Genomic DNA, 17739 nt, shown 5'->3' on the forward strand with positions numbered 1-17739 from the left:
TTTTTTGCAGAATAAACAATTAGCAAAATTGCTTTTTTTATATTTGCAGATATAAACATATCACAACAAATGAAAGATTTATTAAAGAAATTCGAAAATAAAGAGCCTGAAATTGTTTTTAACTGGAAAGATCCTGAAACCGAAGCCGAAGGCTGGACTGTAATCAATTCTCTTCGCGGAGGTGCTGCCGGTGGTGGTACAAGAATGAGAAAAGGCCTTGACATGAACGAGGTTTTATCACTTGCCAAAACAATGGAAGTTAAATTTTCGGTTTCTGGACCTGCCATTGGTGGAGCTAAATCTGGAATAAATTTTGACCCAAATGACCCAAGAAAAAAAGGGGTATTGCAACGCTGGTACAAAGCCGTTTCTCCTTTATTGAAAAGTTATTACGGTACAGGTGGAGATTTGAATGTAGACGAAATTCACGAAGTTATTCCTATGACTGAGGAATGTGGCGTTTGGCACCCGCAAGAAGGCGTGTTCAACGGTCATTTCAAACCTACTGAAGCTGATAAAATTAACAGAATAGGTCAGTTGCGTCAAGGTGTTGTAAAAGTAATAGAGAACCCAAAATTCTCTCCAGATGTTTCTAAAAAATATACTGTTGCTGATATGATTACTGGTTACGGTGTAGCCGAAGCCGTTCGTAACTTTTATGCCATTTATGGCGGTGATGTAAAAGGAAAAAAAGCTATTGTTCAAGGTTTTGGTAACGTAGGTTCTGCAGCTGCTTTTTATTTAGCCGAAATGGGTGCCAAAGTAATTGGTATTATTGACAGAGATGGCGGATTGATTAATGAAGAAGGATTCTCTTTCGAAGAAATAAGAGCTTTGTTTTTAGCCAAAGACGGAAATAAACTGGTTGCCGAGAACATGATTCCTTTTGAAGAAATCAACCAAAAGATTTGGACTATTGGGGCTGAAATATTTACTCCATGTGCAGCATCAAGACTTGTGACTCAATCTCAAATTGATAGTTTGATTTCTCATGGTCTTGAAGTAATTTCATGCGGTGCCAATGTTCCTTTTGCAGACAAAGAAATATTTTTTGGTCCAATTATGGAGGATGTAGATCACAAAGTGAGCTTAATTCCTGACTTTATTTCTAATTGCGGTATGGCACGTGTATTTGCTTATTTCATGGAAAAGAAAGTTCAAATGACTGATGAAGCTATATTTCAAGACACTTCTGAAATCATCAAAACGGCTATCGAGAAAGCATACGCAATCAATCCTAGCAAAACTAACATCAGCGCAACTGCATTTGAAATTGCACTAAAACAGCTTACTTAATACAAGCAATCATAATTACACTTATATAAATGGGAATTAGTAGTCATAAAAGCTACTAATTCCCATTTTACTTTTAAAAAGCTCAAATTTATATTTGAGCACTCGCTTTTTACTCTTGACAATTTTTAGTACTTTTCAACGTTTTTAATCATACACTTTTACAAATAAAACAAAAATGAGTTCCACCATTTCATCTAATCAAAAGAAATCTTTAATCATCACTACTCTTTTGTATGCGACAATGTTGTTGATTTTATTTTTTATCCGATTTTGGCCTCCTGCAAATGCAGATGAACTTGCTGGCGGTGGTGGCGGTGGCGGAGTTACAGTCAATTTTGGAGATAGTGATCTTGGGTCTGGAGCTGATTATCAAAGTGAAGTACTAGAGGTAACTAACCAATCTAAGCAAACTCCAGTAAATACTACACCTGATGAAGCGATACTTTCACAAGAAAACAGTACAGATGAAAGCGTTGTTATTCCTACAAAAGAGAAAACAAAGAAACCCACAGTTGTAGTAAAAGAAGAAATAAAAACCGTAGTTGTAAAACCCAAAGTTTCGAATACTACAAATGACGCTTTGTCGAGTATTCTCAAAGGCTCAAACAAAGGTGGCGATGGGGATGACAAAACAGCCGGAAACAAAGGAAAAGCAAACGGAAGCTTAAACTCTGGAGAATATTATGGATCTGGAGGTTCTGGTGGTGGAACAGGCGGAGGAAACGGAACTGGAACTGGCATAGGAACTGGGAGTGGCTATGGATCTGGAAGTGGAGGCGGATCTGGAAGTGGTTCTGGCGGTGGCGTTGGCTATTCAGTAGGCAATAGAAAAGCGATGGATCTACCTAAACCAAAAAATATTTGCAAAGACAATGAACAAGGCAGGGTTGTAGTTGAGGTTACTGTAGATCGCAGCGGACGTACAACTAAAGCCGTTGCTGGTATAAAAGGAACTACAAATACGGCAAAATGCTTGCTAGATCAAGCTAGAATTGCTGCCATGAACAGCAAGTGGGACGCAAGCAGTGATGCACCTGAGAAACAAGTAGGAAAGATTGTTTATAATTTCAATTTAAATTAGTGGGTTAGTTTATACCACAATACATTTTAAAAATAGGTTTCAAATGAACGTTGGGCCGCGTGAGGGATAGCCGCAAGTACCGAAGTACTGCGAATAGCCCGACCGGAATAAAAAAAGGGGCTAATCACTATAAAGTTGATTAGCCCCTTTTATTTATTCTGGTCACGCCCAAAATAGCAACTTTTAAAAACGTGCCCTATTATTTATTTAGGACTGGTAGCAATCACAAATTTTAGATTGTTCCTCACTCCTATTTGCAAGACATCGACTAAATCTTGTACTTGTAAGTTAAATGGAATTCTAACAATAACGGTTTGATCTTTTGCCGAACCCATTTTCGACATTAGTGTAGTCTCGAGTTCTTCAAATGAAACAGGCTCTTTGTCAATGTAGAATTTTTTATCCTCCGTGACTGATAAACTGATGTATTGCTTGTTTGTTTTTTCATTTGATTGTGCCTTTGGTAAGGTCATCTTGATTACATTTGGATTAGCAAGTGTTGAAATAATCAAGAAAAACAGCAGTAAAAAAAACATGATGTCGCTTAACGAAGAAGTCGCGACCTCAGCATGGAATCTTCTTTTTCTTTTTATAGACATGTTATGATCTTTGAATAATATTTACAAACTCAAGAACTTGTTTTTGGATTTTTAATGCAAAATTATCAATTTTTCCGTTCAACAAGTGGTATCCACTGTAAGCAACAATTCCTACTATTAAACCCGCTCCACTACTGATCATTTTTTCGTACAATCCACCAGAAATGTTTCCGATACTAATATTCTCAGTAACTGATATGCTATAAAATATTTTAATAACTCCAGAAATTGTCCCAATAAAACCTAAGGTAGGCGCGATACCCGCAATAAGTCCCAAATGGCTTAAGTGTTTTTCCATTTCGCCAATTTCAATATCGGCTGCACGATCCATATTCGATTCGATTTCACTAATTGGCCTACCAATAACAAGAATACCTTCTTTAATTATATTTCCAGACCCAGTGCTGCTTCGTTCTGCAATAGATCTTGCTAAGTCCAAGTTTCCAGAATTTAACTGATCCCTTACATCACGAAGCAACAAGTTATCTACTTTTGAAGCTTTACTGATGTATAAATAGCGTTCTACAATAAGGTAAAAAGTATAAAACAATAAAATCCCAATAGGAATTAGCCATATTCCTCCTTTTAATAAAAATCCTAAAGTAGAAACCTCAGTATTAGGAGCAATTTTTTCAATAACTACATTTGATGCAGCATTAGTAAGGGTGTCCGCCTGTAATTGTATAAAACTAAACATATAATATTATTGTATTTTAATCATTAATTCTAAAATTTATTTCAATTTTGCAATAAAGATACTTTTCGATGTAATATTAAACTAAAAAAATTGAAAAATATTTTAAACAATTCCTATTTACCATCAAAATGAATTATCAAGACACTATAAACTGGATGTTTAATCAACTCCCAATGTACCAACTTCAAGGAGCACAAGCTTACAAGAAAGATTTAAGTAACGCCCATAAACTTGCTGCACACCTTAATCATCCAGAGAAGCAGTTGAAATGCATTCATGTGGCAGGAACCAATGGCAAAGGATCAACATCACACATGCTAGCATCGGTTTTACAAGAAGCGGGATATAAAGTAGGTTTGTACACTTCACCACATTTAAAAGATTTTAGAGAACGAATTAAAATAAACGGGATCGAAATATCTGAAAAATTTGTTGAAGTTTTCATTACTGAACATCAGCTCTTTTTTGAAGCAAATGACATGAGTTTTTTTGAAATGACCGTTGGATTAGCGTTTGATTATTTTGCTACTTCAAAAGTTGACATTGCTATTATTGAAGTAGGAATGGGCGGAAGACTAGATGCAACCAATATTATCACCCCATTGGTTTCGGTTGTGACCAATATAGGACTGGATCACACCCAATTTTTGGGCAATACACTTGAAGCAATTGCTTTTGAGAAAGCAGGAATTATTAAACCCAATGTTCCCGTAATTATTGGAGAATACACCTCTGAAACAAAACCCGTTTTCTTGACCAAAGCCAAAGAAGGAAATTCAGAAATTTATTTTGCCTCTGATTTAATTACAGAAAGCTATCCTTCAGACCTGATTGGCGATTATCAAATGCACAATAAAAAGACAGTAATACAAACCATACAGGTTTTAAATAAGCAAACTGAATTTGAAATCACACCTCAAAATATGCAAGATGGTTTGTTACATGTGGTAAAAAACACAGGACTTCAAGGCAGGTGGCAGCAAATACATACGGCTCCAAAGGTAATTTGCGATACTGCGCATAATAAAAACGGGCTTGAAATCGTATTAAAGCAAATACAGAAAGAGAAATTTGACACGTTACACGTTGTTTTAGGTGTAGTAAATGATAAAGATTTAGAAGAAATCTTGCCTTTATTTCCAAAAAATGCAAAATATTATTTTTGTAAGCCCAATATTCCTCGTGGACTAGACGCTTCAAACTTACAACAAAAAGCCGCGTTATTTGCACTTCAAGGCGAAGTATACAATTCTGTATCAGAAGCTTATCAAATAGCATTGCAAAATGCAATAGAGACCGACTTCATTTACTTAGGTGGGAGTACCTTTGTAGTTGCAGAAATTTTGTAATTTTTTTTGTTTTTTAGTTGCAAATCCAAAAAACAGTCTTATATTTGCACTCGCAATAAGGAAATGAAAATTATCGAATTGCATTAGGGCGATTAGCTCAGCTGGTTCAGAGCACCTCGTTTACACCGAGGGGGTCGGGGGTTCGAACCCCTCATCGCCCACATAACTTCTCAAGAAATTGAGAAGTTTTTTTTTGCACAAAAATCAACAGCTTTTTAGTAAAATATCTTAATACAATTGGATCAAGTTCAAAAGTTGGGGATTAGGCAATCATGAATAAGAAGAAATCAATTTTCCTTACCCCTCTAAGCTAACTTCTAAAGGCTTTTTACATCACGCATAAAATACAATACTTCTAGAGGTCATATATAAGGTGCCTGTGGCAATCATATCTACGGTAACAGCAATACGCGGGTAATAATCGTTACGACATTGTTGCAAGACACTTTTTGGGTCTTCTTCAACTCGGAAGGTGTTTTTTTTGAAAAACTTATTTTCTTTACCAAATTCTGATTGAAATAACCAAACATTCTGTTATCAGGCGTTGCGGTTAAACCAATTTGAAACACATCATAATAATCCAAGACTTGTTTCCAAAGGTTATAAATACTTCTATGACATTCGTCAATGACTAGAAAATCAAAAAACTCAATAGGCACTTTTTCGATGTGGCCTGCAGGAATTGCTTCTTTAAGTTCGAAACGAGTTTCGTTAGGATTTTGGTTATTCATCCTTTGCTATTAATTTGGTCTTTAACAAATCTAAACATTTTATCCCCCTCCTATTTCTACTCTTTTATAAATATAAAAACCGTAAAAGGATTAGTTTTACGGTTTTTTTTGTGAAAAATTTTACAGCTATATTTTTTTGATCTTACTTACTTGCTTACTAGTTAAATTGTAAGTAATCCCAAAAAAATAGCCAATTCTAAATTGCTCAGTGGTTATATCCTTTATTTGAATTTCTGCAGCGAGTATTCTATCTGCATCATTTTTATAAATACTTTTAATTTGATTTACTCTTTTAAAAGCTGGACCAACGGTAAATACTATTTTTTCTCTTTTGCCAATTAGTGCACTGACACCAGGAAAAAAAGAATTAAAATTTAAATCAACCACATTAATAGATACGCCTAGCGAAAACCCAAAGGCAAACATACTATTACTTCTAAAACTTGTGTGAAGCATTGCTGCAATTGTTGGCTTATATTTAGAGGTGTTATTTTCAACTATTTGAAATGTAGCATCTTTAACCTTTTTTATTTCGTATTCTTGATTTTTAATACCAAAATCAAATACGGGACCTACACTTACATCCCATCTTACGCCTTGTCTTACATATTCCATATAAGTAAAATCTTTATCATTTTCTTTTATAATAGAGCTTCCTAGTTCATTGTTTTGCTTTATTTTTACTTTAAACTCTATGTAATCTTCGAGCGGTTGTACCGGATTTGATACCACAGTAAAGGCTTTTTTTTTAGATAAAACATTATTGATAATTTCTACATTGTTTAGTTTTTTTCTCAATCCAGTAACATCTACCAATAGATAAAGCGCTTCAACATCTCTTTTTAATGTCTCAATTTGTGTCTTTACTAATTTTGCATAACTTTCATCTAATTTATTTATTGTATAAAACAATTCATCGTTATGAAAGAAGTTGTATTCTTGAATGAAATCAGCATAAGCTTCATCAAATATTGAGACAACAGAATAATATCCGTTTCTCTTATCAGTTTTTAAAATAGAGCAGATTCCTTCTGAATCATTATTGTACTGATTAAAGTTTAAAGAGGGATTGATGATATAATCGATAAAGTTATTATAAGCAGAATTTATTTTATTAATATCTTTAATTTTTCCGTAAACACAGTTATACTTTGCCAGTAAAGAATTGGTTTTAATTGTAAATTTCCCTAAATCATCACTAAGCTTTATCAGCTCATTTTTTTTATCTATGTTTTCATTTTTTTTATTTACAAGGGTAGATTGTTCTACGAGAATGTTATTTTCTAATGTGAGTATTTCATTTCCAATAGTTGTAATAGTGCTGGAATAGTTAGCGATTATTTGACTATCAGCAAGTTCTCCTTTTTTCTGTTCGTCGGCTTTCTTTATTTGATAGTCATTTAATATTTTTTGTTTTTGATCTAAAAGATTTGAATTTAATTGAATTTTATTTTCAAGTGCTTTAATTTCTCCACTTAGTTGTACAATGTAATCACTTTTTTCTTTTATGCCACTTGCAGGATTAAATTTCTCCTCTATATTTTTTTTATTATTTCCTCTTTTAACCTCTTCTGAAACCTCTAGATTAACATTCAATGCTGTTGCTTTAATTTCTTCTTTTGGCTTGTCTTCTGCAATTAATGAAGCTACTTTTTTTTCATCACCATTTAAAAAATCATCGTTTATTTTTACATCATTTGAAGTGATTTCTACTTTGTTTGCAATTTTATTGATGTTATCTATTTTGAATACAATTGGTTGTTTGTGTTTGGGTTTTAATTGATTTGAAGTATAAGCTTGTGTTTCAAAATCATAAATAACAGTTAGAACATTGCTTTTTTTATTTATTACTGCTATTTTCTTTATTAGTTCTTCGACTTTTTTTGAGTCTTGTGGATTTTTATTTAATTCAGTCTTTAGTTCTTTCTCCAAATCTTCCTTTGTTGTTTGTTTATCCTCGGGATTAGTTTGAGAATAAATACTTACCCCTGATAAGAGTAAAAATACGAGTAATAGTTTTTTCATGTTTTTAGTTTTTAGAGCTGTTCAAAATTGTTATAAATACCAAATAAATTTACCAAATCTAATCTTTATTAAAAAGCTAGACATAAGTATAAATACCTGTTTTTCAGATGTAAACGTAAAAATTATTGATAAATATAACTAGGGGGAAAATACCCTTTTTTATCAGTCACACACATCCTTTAAACCCAAATGAACATTCCTTAGCATCAAACTCGCAACCATGAAGTAAACTAAAGTATGGAACAAAAAAACGGCTTCCTACCCACTGGAAGCCGTCTAAACAAATTTTTAATTTAAACTAAACAATTATCATCTCATTATATCTTAGACTATATTTTGAAAAAGTTAAGCCTTAAGCCATTTGAACATTTTGCAAGCTAAATGTAAATGGGGTAGAAGAAGAACCAGGACCGCCGCCAGTCATCACAATATCGGCACTAGAGATCCCTAACAAACTAATCTCAGTGTTTATTTGCGACATAATGGCTGAATTTATTACTTCACCTTCGGTTATTTGAGAAACAACACCAATCCAAATAGTAGGTTTAAATGAAAACACTGCTTTTTGACTTGGCGCTATATTATGAGTTGAAGCATATAAGCTACCACTACGATATACATTCCCGCTAATAGAACCCGTAGGTAAATTATTAGCAATTTCTATTTCAGTAGGGCTCACAGCGGATTTTCCGCTCAATTGTAAAATATCCCCAGAAGTGTTCTTAATCATCTCAAATTGCTGACCGTGCTGGGCTAATAATTCAGGGGTATAATTCCCATAAGAATCTCCAGCCGAAACATACACATTTAGGTCATAAGTTAAAGGATGATGTTCTCCTATACCGCAATTTTCGATTACTTTCCAAGCAATAGCCAGCTCTTCAAAATCTGTAGCACTATTTTTAGAAAAAATAACAATGCTACTATTATTCATATCATTTGAATGATTAATGAAATTTAATCTTATACCCTTCATAAATTATGGTGCTGTAAGACAGTGTCTTGGTTATTTCTTAAAATTAATATTTTCTTTAGAAATTAATGTGTTTTAAAAGTTAAGTAGCCCGTTGGGTGTAGTTATGATTTCAAACCCATTATTTCGACCTACTGTCACTCTCCTGGCTCTGATTGTAATGGATACAATCAATTTAAAATGTGTTTTTTAATTCTACCCATCCGGTTTGAATAAGCCAAAAGTGTAAGGCTGTCCATAATCTATTGATCTATGGAAACCTTACACTTTTAAACTCTTTTCAATCTATTACTGAATTAACTTAACCTTTTTTCCTGAGATAGAATCTCCTCTTCTAATATCAGCATACACGTGACTTAAAAAATTAGGGTCTAAAGTAGGTGTAGGCGACTTATAATCATGATGACAACTAAAACAAGAACCATTTGGGTTATAGGCCGTACTTTGATCATAGGTTTCCATTGTGCTATTTGCCAACTGACTTGTACCTATCGCCACACCGCTTGTGGTATTGGTAGCTGAATAACTTTGACCATTAGGTGCTGCGCCACCATCCGTCCAAGTGGATCCTATAAAAAGATAATTTTTTCGTATGTCATTACCAACCAATTGGGATAGCACCGAATTGTTAATCGATATGATCTGACTATTGGAAGCCGCTGCAGTCGCATTCTCAGGGTTTGGAACTCCTTTATTCGCCACACCCCAAGGCTTGGTTCTGGTAGTATTACTCGGGCTAATGGTATTATTTGCAGGCGGTAGAGGCTTAGTAGTCCACTGTGCAGAAATAGTATCGTTTTTAAACTTCATGTGAGAAATATTAATGTTGGTCGTATCTGCTGGTGCCGAATTCAAAACCCAAAGGCCTTTTGTATCTGCCGCAATCTTCTGTTGCTTCTTTGCGGTATCTAAATAGGTGTAACTTAAATTAGGGGCATTGTTTTTATGTTCAAAAGTTGACCACACCATCTCTGGATGTCCAGCCGTACTTCCCACAATGTGTACACCCAATAGGGCTAATTTTATTTTTTGAGTTTTATTAGGAATGATAGTCCACTTTTTTGATGTTTTAATATAAGTAGGAACAAGTGCATCTATAGTAATATATTTACTCAGATCTTTCACAGTACTGGCATCAACCCACGAAGTTTTAAGTTCGATGGCTAAGGCATTGGCGTCTGGTAAAACAATATTTTGGCTTTTAGCATACGCTATAATAGTATTTAGTTCAGCTTGTGTGGTTGGAAATTGCTTGCCTTTCATTTTGCCTGCATTAACCGCCGCTATAAACTGTGCATACACATCATTTACCATGGTAATATAATAGAGTAAGGCACCATCTTTTGACATCAAAGCATCGCCAGTGGCTTGTCCTTCCTCGCTGTCAACACCTCTACTTTTTTCTATATTAGGTAGCGCACTCAACAATATACCAGGTCTATGCGGAATTAATTTTCTTTCATTGACACCAAATTCTGGTGAAACGGTAAAGAAAACAGGTGATTCAAAAATGGTCTTACTTTGTCCATAAATACCTGAGCTTGGCGAAGTAATCCACAAAAACATTTGCTCAGACCATCGGTAAAAATCACCATTGTCTTCATGACCAAAAGTCACACTGTTAGCAGGTTCTACAGCTCCGTTCTCAGTAGGATTACCACCCACAAACCAAGTCTTAAACTCAGAAGGAGTGACTACACAAGAAGGTAAAACATTGATTGGTAAGTAGCTTGAAGCTTCTGTTTTTTCTTGGGTTTTACAAGCTATAAAAATGGTGAGCCCTAAGAAGGCTACGACACTTAATTTGGTAATTGTTTTTTTCATGGGGAGTAATGGTTTCGTTTCTATTAGTTTTTGTTAGTAATTGTTTAACCAAAAATATGACAAGCCAAGCAGATAGTTTAACGTATAAATACCTGCTTTTTATTTTTTTTTGACCTACCCTCGCAATGCTCATCACTTGAGAGTTAATTTTTTAAAAAAATTGTCTATTATAATCTGTTCATGGATAGACAGTACATTAAAAGTCGTGGAACTTCCTGTGCCTTGCTTCGAGATTTCCATTGCGATCCTTCACCAGTTACAAGTAGTTAAACTAAAGTATTTTAACAGGAGATAATCCTTCTACAAAATATGTATATTAAATTTATTTGACTAAACAAGATGAAAAAGAGTGATGCAATTAATAGATTTGACTGACTAATAATAGGCTTTTTTTCTGAGTCGCTATTGTCTGTTCCAAGAAATAGTATTGGTGCCAGCTATTGAAATAAAGAAAACCTTTTCAATTTACATTAAAAATCTATACAGTTATTAAAGTTTTGAGTTATTTTATAGAGAGATGTATTTATAGAGCAAAGAGAACTTTTGTACTTGATAAATTACTACGCTTAACTTAAACTTTAATTTTTATTCATATCTAAATTAGGATCAATTTTCAACCAAACAAATCACAAAAGTTGTTATTCCTTCATCATTTCTATACGCCAAGTAGCCTCCGTGAGCCTCAACTATGCTTTTAGATAAAGTTAAACCAATCCCGGCTCCTTCTTTTCGGGTCTATGTGTTCCTTTTTAAACAATGGATTCATGATTTGACAACTGTTGTCAATCCATTTTGATAGTTCCATTATTTGTTTTTTGGGAGATGGCAACATGGCCAGTTTCCGATAACTTTCTACAAATTGCTGCTAGTGGTCACTTCGTCTCAACATCGTGGTAACACTACTTTTCATATCGTCTAAATCTTCTGCCGAAATGGTTTCCTGCTGCACTAGGTCTTGTAAATTTTGAGAAAGTGACCGAATGGGAGTTATCGAATTCAACAGCTCGTGTGAAATCACTTTCATTAAATTGACCCAAGCTTCTTTTTCTTTTTTCTCAATTACATTTTGAATTGAAGCCAGTAAAACAATTAAATAATCACGATTGTAAATTTCGCTTCTAGACGTCTGCATCACAAATGTTTGCGTGTCTTGCTGATTGACACGAATCTCTAAAGATGTTTTAATTTCATGAAAATCCTGTTTTTCGATAATTTCACATAACGCAGGCAAATGATTTTTTAGATACTTCCATTTTGATACTTTTGGGACATCAAAATGTTTCGATCGTAATTAAAATAGAACGGTAAACAATATCTTTTGAAACCTGCTCGTTTTATCAGTTGTAAAAATTAACCCGATTATGCAAAGGTGTGTATCCTGCAAACGGTTATTTCTTTTCATCTTGAACAAAATGATTCATAAAAAATTCATCCGGCCCACAAAACTTCTCAAGAAATTGAGAAGTTTTTTTTTGCACTAACCTGAAAACTAACTTTCAGTTTAGCCGTGAATGGTTTCACTTGTACCATAGTTCACAATTATCGAAGTTTCAAAGGCAATCCATTCCTTCCAGCGTTTATCCACATCTACATGATCTGCATATTTTTTTGCAAATCCTAAAAAAGTCGTGTAATGTCCCGCTTCACTAATCATTAAATCTCTATAAAACTTAGCTAATTCATCATCAGCAATGTTTTCTGAAAGCACTTTGAAACGCTCACAACTTCTTGCTTCAATCATAGCCGAAAACAACAAACGTTCACACAAAGCATCATTCCTACTTCCATCTTTTTTCATGAACTTAAACAATTCATTCACATAATGATCCTTGCGCTCGCGCCCTAACGAGAGCCCTTTCTTTTTTATCAAGTCGTGCACCATTTGCAAATGCTCTAATTCTTCCCTAGCAATAATCATCAATTCAGTTACCAGCTCTTCTTTTTCTGAATTTTGAGTAATCAAACTTATTGCGTTCGATGCTGCTTTTTGTTCACACCAAGCGTGGTCTGTCAATATTTCCTCAATATTTGACTCCACTATATTCACCCATCGTGGGTCCGTAACTAATTTTAATCCTAACATTTCAATATCATTTAATGTACTACAAAATTAGTGATTTATTGCATAGACACATCCATCAAGATCAAATTGAACCCTTAATAAAACAAAAATAATTAGGGCGTGCCACCAAAAAAATGGCCTAGCAACATTCTACTTAGCCATTTTTTTGCTGTCGGGCTATCCGCTTCAAGTCCTCATCGCGTTTTTGCTACGCTACAACGCCATTGCGGGCTATACGCTTCTATCACTCACGCAGCATCTAACCTGAAATACAAGCCTTTATTTTCATCAGAATTTACAAGTCTCTAAAGCTACAATACCACATTAAATTAGTATTTTGCAACCGTAATTTTCATCTCTCAAAAAAGTGCAATCACTCTTAATTATTGGTTTTGTTTGGCCTGAACCCAACTCCTCAGCTGCCGGCGGAAGAATGATACAATTAATTTCGCTGTATCAAAAACAAGGATTTAAAATCACCTTTGCCTCTCCAGCGCAAGACAGCGCTTTTAGTACGGATCTTGCGTCCCTAAATGTTGAAAAGAAAACAATCCTTCTCAATTCGTCTACTTTTGATGCGTTTATTAAAGAACTAAATCCGGCTCTAGTGCTCTTTGATCGCTTTATGATTGAAGAACAATTTGGCTGGCGTGTTGCCGAAAATTGCCCTGATGCTATCCGAATATTAGATACTGAGGACTTACATTGTTTGCGTCTTGCCAGACAAAAAGCTTTTAAGGAAAACCGAGTATACACAACCCAAGACTTAGTTGTTGAAGAAGTTGCCAAAAGAGAAATTGCTAGTATTTTGCGCTGCGATATCTCCTTAATGATTTCTCAATATGAAATTGAAATACTAACCACTACTTTCAAAATTGATCAGTCGCTACTATTATACCTGCCTCTTTTACTTGAGCCTGAGGCAATTTTAAATGCAACTACAACACCATCCTTTGAGAACAGAAGTGACTTTACTTTTATTGGTAATTTTTTACACGAACCCAATTGGAATGCGGTTCAGTATTTAAAACAAACCATTTGGCCCTTGATTAAAAAACAAGTACCTGAAGCTGTTTGCAAAATTTATGGTGCCTATCCTTCCCAAAAAGTGCTGCAACTACATAACGCTAAAGAAGGATTCTTAATTCTGGGTCGGGCAGAGGATGCGCTAGAAGTAGTAAAACAGGCCCGAGTTGTTCTAGCACCCTTGCGTTTTGGCGCAGGAATAAAAGGAAAATTGCTCGAAGCCATGCAATGCGGTACACCTAGCGTAACTACTACAATTGGCGCCGAATCAATGCATGGTGATTTAACATGGAATGGTTTTATCCAAGACAATCCCGAACTTTTTGCCAACCAAGCAGTGTTGTTGTATCAAAATGAAAAAACATGGCTAACCGCTCAAGAAAACGGATTTGAAATAATCAAGCAACGTTATGCAAGAACATTATTTGAAACTGAATTCAATAATCAAATGCAAAACATACAGAAAAATCTAGAACAACACCGTTTAGACAATTTTATGGGTGCATTGCTACAGCATCATACCTTGAAAAGTACCATGTACATGTCAAAATGGATTGCTGAGAAAAATAAAAACTAGAACGAAATTCAATTCTAAACTAATTAATTTCAAACTGTATTTATTCAATAACAGCGATTGCTTCAATTTCAATGAGCCAATCTTTATTACCCAATACCGAAACACCAACAAGGGTGCTTGCTGGATAATTCTCATTTCCTAAAAATTCGTTTCTAATTTTTCTAAAAATCGGCAAATCGGTTTCTGGATTAAAATTTACGATATAGGTATTCATTTTAACCACATCCTTAAATGTAGCATTGCATTTTCGCAATTGCTGTTCTAAGTTTTGAAAAGTAGCAATTACTTGAGCTTCTAGTGTATCCCCAATGCCAATTTGCCCTGAAATATAAAGAGTTTTGAAATCACCCGTTTTTACCAGTACTGTTTGCGAAAAACCTTCACTAGGATCAATGTATTCCTTTTCAATCATTTTGTAGCATATTAAGTCGATACAAAATTAATAGTTTATCTATTGAAAGTCCCTTAATAAAAACATTTTTTAAACAAGTGATACTACAACCTGAAAACTACTTTGTTTATCTTTCGTTTTCAAAAATACATATACTGCGCCGCTACTTTATCTAATAAGATCTCGTGAGCATGAAGGATAGGAGCGGCATCCTTTTATGAAGCGCTAGCGTAATAAAAGATATAGCGTATAGCCTGACCGTGCTGCAACGCTAGTGGAAGCTGGGACATGCCCAAAAAACACAAAACCCATCAGCTTAAAAAAAAGTGATGGGTTTTATTATTAAATTGAATCCTTAGTTATGCAAGCATGGTCACTGGATTTTCAATGTATTGTTTTAAAGTTTGCAAGAACTGTGCTCCAGTTGCTCCATCGATAGTACGGTGATCACAAGCAAGAGATAACATCATAGTTTTTCCTACTACAATTTGTCCATTTTTAACAACTGGTTTCTCAACAATTGCTCCAACAGATAGGATTGCGGAGTTAGGCTGATTAATAATGGAATTGAATTCAACAATACCAAACATTCCTAAATTAGAAACTGTAAAAGTACTTCCTTCCATTTCTGTGGGTAATAGCTTTTTGTTTTTTGCTCTTCCGGCAAGATCTCGTACACTACCTCCTATTTGAGACAAACTCATAGCATCTGTAAATTTCAATACAGGAACTACTAGACCATCCTCAACCGCTACAGCAACTCCAATATTCACATGGTGATTGATCGTAATGGCATCATCTTTCCATTGTGAATTTATTTTTGGATGCTTTTTTAAAGCCATTGCACAAGCTTTAATTACCATATCGTTAAAAGACACTTTTGTATCAGGCACGGTATTAATCACTGCTCTTGAAGCCATTGCATCATCCATAGCTACTTCGATCACTAAGTTGTAATGCGGAGCAGTAAATAAGGATTCAGCCAATCGTTTTGCAATAATCTTACGCATTTGAGAATTCTTGATTTCCTCTGTAAATATTTCTCCGGCAGGAACAAATACCTTTGGCGCAGTAGGTGAAACAACAGTTTCAGTTTTAGCAGCTGGTGCATCAGCAGTTGGTTTAGCAACAGCTGGTGTAAAGTTTTCTATATCGCTTTTTACAATTCTACCATTTTCACCAGAACCTTTAACTTGATTCAACTGAATTCCTTTATCACTTGCAATTTTCTTTGCTAATGGTGAAGCCAAAATACGTTGTCCATCAGCTGCAGCTTCTTGAGCAACTGGCTCAGTCGCTGCCGTTGTTGTTGCAACTTCTTCTTTAACTTCTTTAACTTCTGCAGCAGGAGCAGCTGTCGTTGCTCCGCCTGCTTTATAATTTGTAGCAATTCCAGCAACATCGGTTCCTGCGGGACCTATAATTGCTAAAAGGCTATCAACAGGAGCAGTATTTCCTTCTTCAATACCTACATATAATAATGTACCTGCATTGAAAGACTCAAACTCCATTGTTGCTTTATCGGTTTCAATTTCAGCAAGAATATCACCTTCGGCAACTGCATCTCCTACTTTTTTCAACCAGGTTGCAACAGTTCCTTCGGTCATCGTATCACTTAAACGAGGCATTGTTATTACCACTACTCCTTTTGGTAAAGAAGTCGCTACTGCAGATGACTCTTTAGTAACTTCTGGAACAGCCACCGCTTCTGAAGCAGGTTTTGCTTCGTCTGCAGCAGGAGTTGCCTCAGCTGGTTTTCCTGCAAGTAATGCTGAAATGTCTTCACCTTCTTTTCCTATGATAGCTAATAATGAGTCTACTGCTGCTGTTTCACCAGCAGGTATACCTATGTGTAAAAGAGTACCTTCGTTGAAAGACTCAAATTCCATTGTTGCTTTATCGGTTTCAATTTCGGCAAGAATATCTCCTTCGCTTACTTTATCACCTACTTTTTTTAGCCAAGTCGCTACCGTTCCTTCCGTCATCGTATCGCTCAAACGAGGCATTGTAATAATTGTTGCCATAATTGATTTATAGTTTATGAGGTATAAAAGGATAGTTTTCTTGTTCGTAGACTACGTCGTACAATTGTTGAATTGGTGGGTAATCAGACTCTTCGGCAAATGTAGCACACTCTTCAACCAAATCTTTAACTCTTTGATCTATAGCTTCTATTTCTTCGCTTGTAGCGTAGTTTTGATCTTTAATTACATCTAAAACTTGTGTAATTGGATCTATTTTTTTGTATTCTTCAACTTCTTCTTTAGAACGGTATAATTGAGCATCCGACATAGAGTGACCTCTATAACGGTATGTTTTCATTTCTAAGAACGTTGGTCCATCTCCACGACGTGCTCTATCAATTGCTTCTGTCATTGCTTCAGCAACTTTTACAGGATTCATTCCGTCTACTGGACCACAAGGCATTTCATATCCTAAACCTAGTTTCCAAATATCCGTATGATTTGCAGTTCTTTCTACAGAGGTTCCCATAGCGTATCCATTGTTTTCAACAATAAAAACTACAGGTAATTTCCATAGCATAGCCATATTAAAAGCTTCGTGTAAAGAACCTTGACGTGCTGCTCCATCCCCAAAATAGGTCATAGTCACACCGCCAGTATTAAAATATTTATCTGCAAATGCTAAACCAGCACCTACTGGAATTTGACCTCCTACAATACCGTGACCTCCATAAAAACGGTGTTCTTTTGAGAAAATGTGCATAGATCCACCCATTCCTTTTGAAGTACCCGTCACTTTACCAAGTAATTCTGCCATTACACGCTTAGGATCCACACCCATACCTATTGGTTGTACGTGATTTCTATAAGCGGTAATCATTTTGTCTTTAGTCAAATCCATAGCGTGAAGCGCTCCTGCTAATACTGCTTCTTGACCGTTGTATAAATGTAAAAAACCTCTAACTTTTTGTTGAATGTATAATGCTGCCAGTTTATCCTCAAACTTTCTCCAAAATAGCATATCTTCATACCATTTCACATATACTTCTCTTGTAACTTCTTTCATCTGAATTTTTCTTTTGCTTAAGTGTTATTGTTGAATCAATTTGAACCTATAACGCAAAATAGTTTCCTCCCACAAATT

The 17739-nt window shown here is 35.1% G+C and carries 15 protein-coding genes and 1 tRNA gene; 5 read left to right on the forward strand and 11 right to left on the reverse strand.

Annotated features, from left to right (window positions below; translation table 11 throughout):
• Window positions 1-69 precede the first annotated feature (69 nt).
• Together DNC80_RS01180 and DNC80_RS01185 are read left to right on the forward strand one after the other, a co-directional pair.
• A complete protein-coding gene (locus tag DNC80_RS01180) occupies window positions 70-1296 on the forward strand; it encodes a Glu/Leu/Phe/Val dehydrogenase dimerization domain-containing protein (protein WP_182648518.1) in 1227 nt (408 codons plus the stop codon).
• 175 nt (window positions 1297-1471) lie between these two features.
• Entirely contained in the window at window positions 1472-2377 is a 906-nt protein-coding gene (locus tag DNC80_RS01185; protein WP_182648520.1) for an energy transducer TonB, read from the forward strand.
• Window positions 2378-2580: 203 nt separating this feature from the next.
• On the opposite strand, the gene DNC80_RS01190 is transcribed toward DNC80_RS01185, so the two are convergent.
• Entirely contained in the window at window positions 2581-2976 is a 396-nt protein-coding gene (locus tag DNC80_RS01190) for a biopolymer transporter ExbD (RefSeq protein ID WP_144894004.1), read from the reverse strand.
• Between the two features lies 1 nt (window position 2977).
• The gene (locus DNC80_RS01195) at window positions 2978-3673 is read right to left on the reverse strand and encodes a MotA/TolQ/ExbB proton channel family protein (protein ID WP_182648522.1); all 696 of its coding nucleotides are present in this window, start codon (window positions 3671-3673) and stop codon (window positions 2978-2980) included.
• Between the two features lie 128 nt (window positions 3674-3801).
• On the opposite strand from DNC80_RS01195, the gene DNC80_RS01200 reads away from it, so the two are divergent.
• Both DNC80_RS01200 and DNC80_RS01205 read left to right on the forward strand, forming a co-directional pair.
• Window positions 3802-5022: a folylpolyglutamate synthase/dihydrofolate synthase family protein gene (locus DNC80_RS01200; protein WP_182648525.1), complete on the forward strand. Its 1221-nt coding sequence runs from the start codon at window positions 3802-3804 to the stop codon at window positions 5020-5022.
• 86 nt (window positions 5023-5108) lie between these two features.
• A tRNA-Val gene (locus DNC80_RS01205) sits at window positions 5109-5183 on the forward strand.
• Between the two features lie 231 nt (window positions 5184-5414).
• Here DNC80_RS01205 and DNC80_RS01210 read toward each other — a convergent pair.
• The 6 genes from DNC80_RS01210 to DNC80_RS01235 form a co-directional block, all read right to left on the reverse strand.
• A complete protein-coding gene (locus DNC80_RS01210; protein WP_255493142.1) occupies window positions 5415-5753 on the reverse strand; it encodes a DEAD/DEAH box helicase family protein in 339 nt (112 codons plus the stop codon).
• Between the two features lie 126 nt (window positions 5754-5879).
• On the reverse strand, window positions 5880-7778 hold the full coding sequence (locus DNC80_RS01215; protein ID WP_182648527.1) for a hypothetical protein: 1899 nt from the start codon (window positions 7776-7778) through the stop codon (window positions 5880-5882).
• 352 nt (window positions 7779-8130) lie between these two features.
• Window positions 8131-8754 (reverse strand): hypothetical protein, encoded by a 624-nt coding sequence (locus tag DNC80_RS01220; RefSeq protein ID WP_182648529.1) that lies wholly within the window; start codon window positions 8752-8754, stop codon window positions 8131-8133.
• A 285-nt stretch (window positions 8755-9039) separates the two neighbouring features.
• Window positions 9040-10575: a hypothetical protein gene (locus tag DNC80_RS01225; protein WP_182648531.1), complete on the reverse strand. Its 1536-nt coding sequence runs from the start codon at window positions 10573-10575 to the stop codon at window positions 9040-9042.
• An 865-nt stretch (window positions 10576-11440) separates the two neighbouring features.
• Window positions 11441-11806 carry a hypothetical protein gene (locus tag DNC80_RS15955; RefSeq protein ID WP_255493143.1) on the reverse strand — a complete coding sequence of 122 codons (366 nt, stop codon included), beginning with the start codon at window positions 11804-11806 and terminating at the stop codon, window positions 11441-11443.
• Between the two features lie 270 nt (window positions 11807-12076).
• Window positions 12077-12658 carry a tRNA-(ms[2]io[6]A)-hydroxylase gene (locus DNC80_RS01235; protein WP_182648532.1) on the reverse strand — a complete coding sequence of 194 codons (582 nt, stop codon included), beginning with the start codon at window positions 12656-12658 and terminating at the stop codon, window positions 12077-12079.
• 346 nt (window positions 12659-13004) lie between these two features.
• Between DNC80_RS01235 and DNC80_RS01240 the strand changes: the two genes are divergently transcribed.
• Entirely contained in the window at window positions 13005-14240 is a 1236-nt protein-coding gene (locus DNC80_RS01240) for a glycosyltransferase (protein ID WP_370628665.1), read from the forward strand.
• A gap of 40 nt (window positions 14241-14280) precedes the next feature.
• Here the strand turns inward: DNC80_RS01240 and DNC80_RS01245 are convergent, their stop codons facing one another.
• The 3 genes from DNC80_RS01245 to pdhA form a co-directional block, all read right to left on the reverse strand.
• On the reverse strand, window positions 14281-14652 hold the full coding sequence (locus DNC80_RS01245; RefSeq protein ID WP_182648534.1) for a RidA family protein: 372 nt from the start codon (window positions 14650-14652) through the stop codon (window positions 14281-14283).
• Between the two features lie 338 nt (window positions 14653-14990).
• A complete protein-coding gene (locus DNC80_RS01250; protein ID WP_182648536.1) occupies window positions 14991-16655 on the reverse strand; it encodes a pyruvate dehydrogenase complex dihydrolipoamide acetyltransferase in 1665 nt (554 codons plus the stop codon).
• A gap of 7 nt (window positions 16656-16662) precedes the next feature.
• Window positions 16663-17661 carry a pyruvate dehydrogenase (acetyl-transferring) E1 component subunit alpha gene (gene pdhA, locus DNC80_RS01255; protein ID WP_144894289.1) on the reverse strand — a complete coding sequence of 333 codons (999 nt, stop codon included), beginning with the start codon at window positions 17659-17661 and terminating at the stop codon, window positions 16663-16665.
• Window positions 17662-17739 lie beyond the last annotated feature (78 nt).

The organism is Flavobacterium sp. SOK18b (assembly GCF_014156605.1).
In the GTDB taxonomy this organism is placed as follows: domain Bacteria; phylum Bacteroidota; class Bacteroidia; order Flavobacteriales; family Flavobacteriaceae; genus Flavobacterium; species Flavobacterium tiangeerense.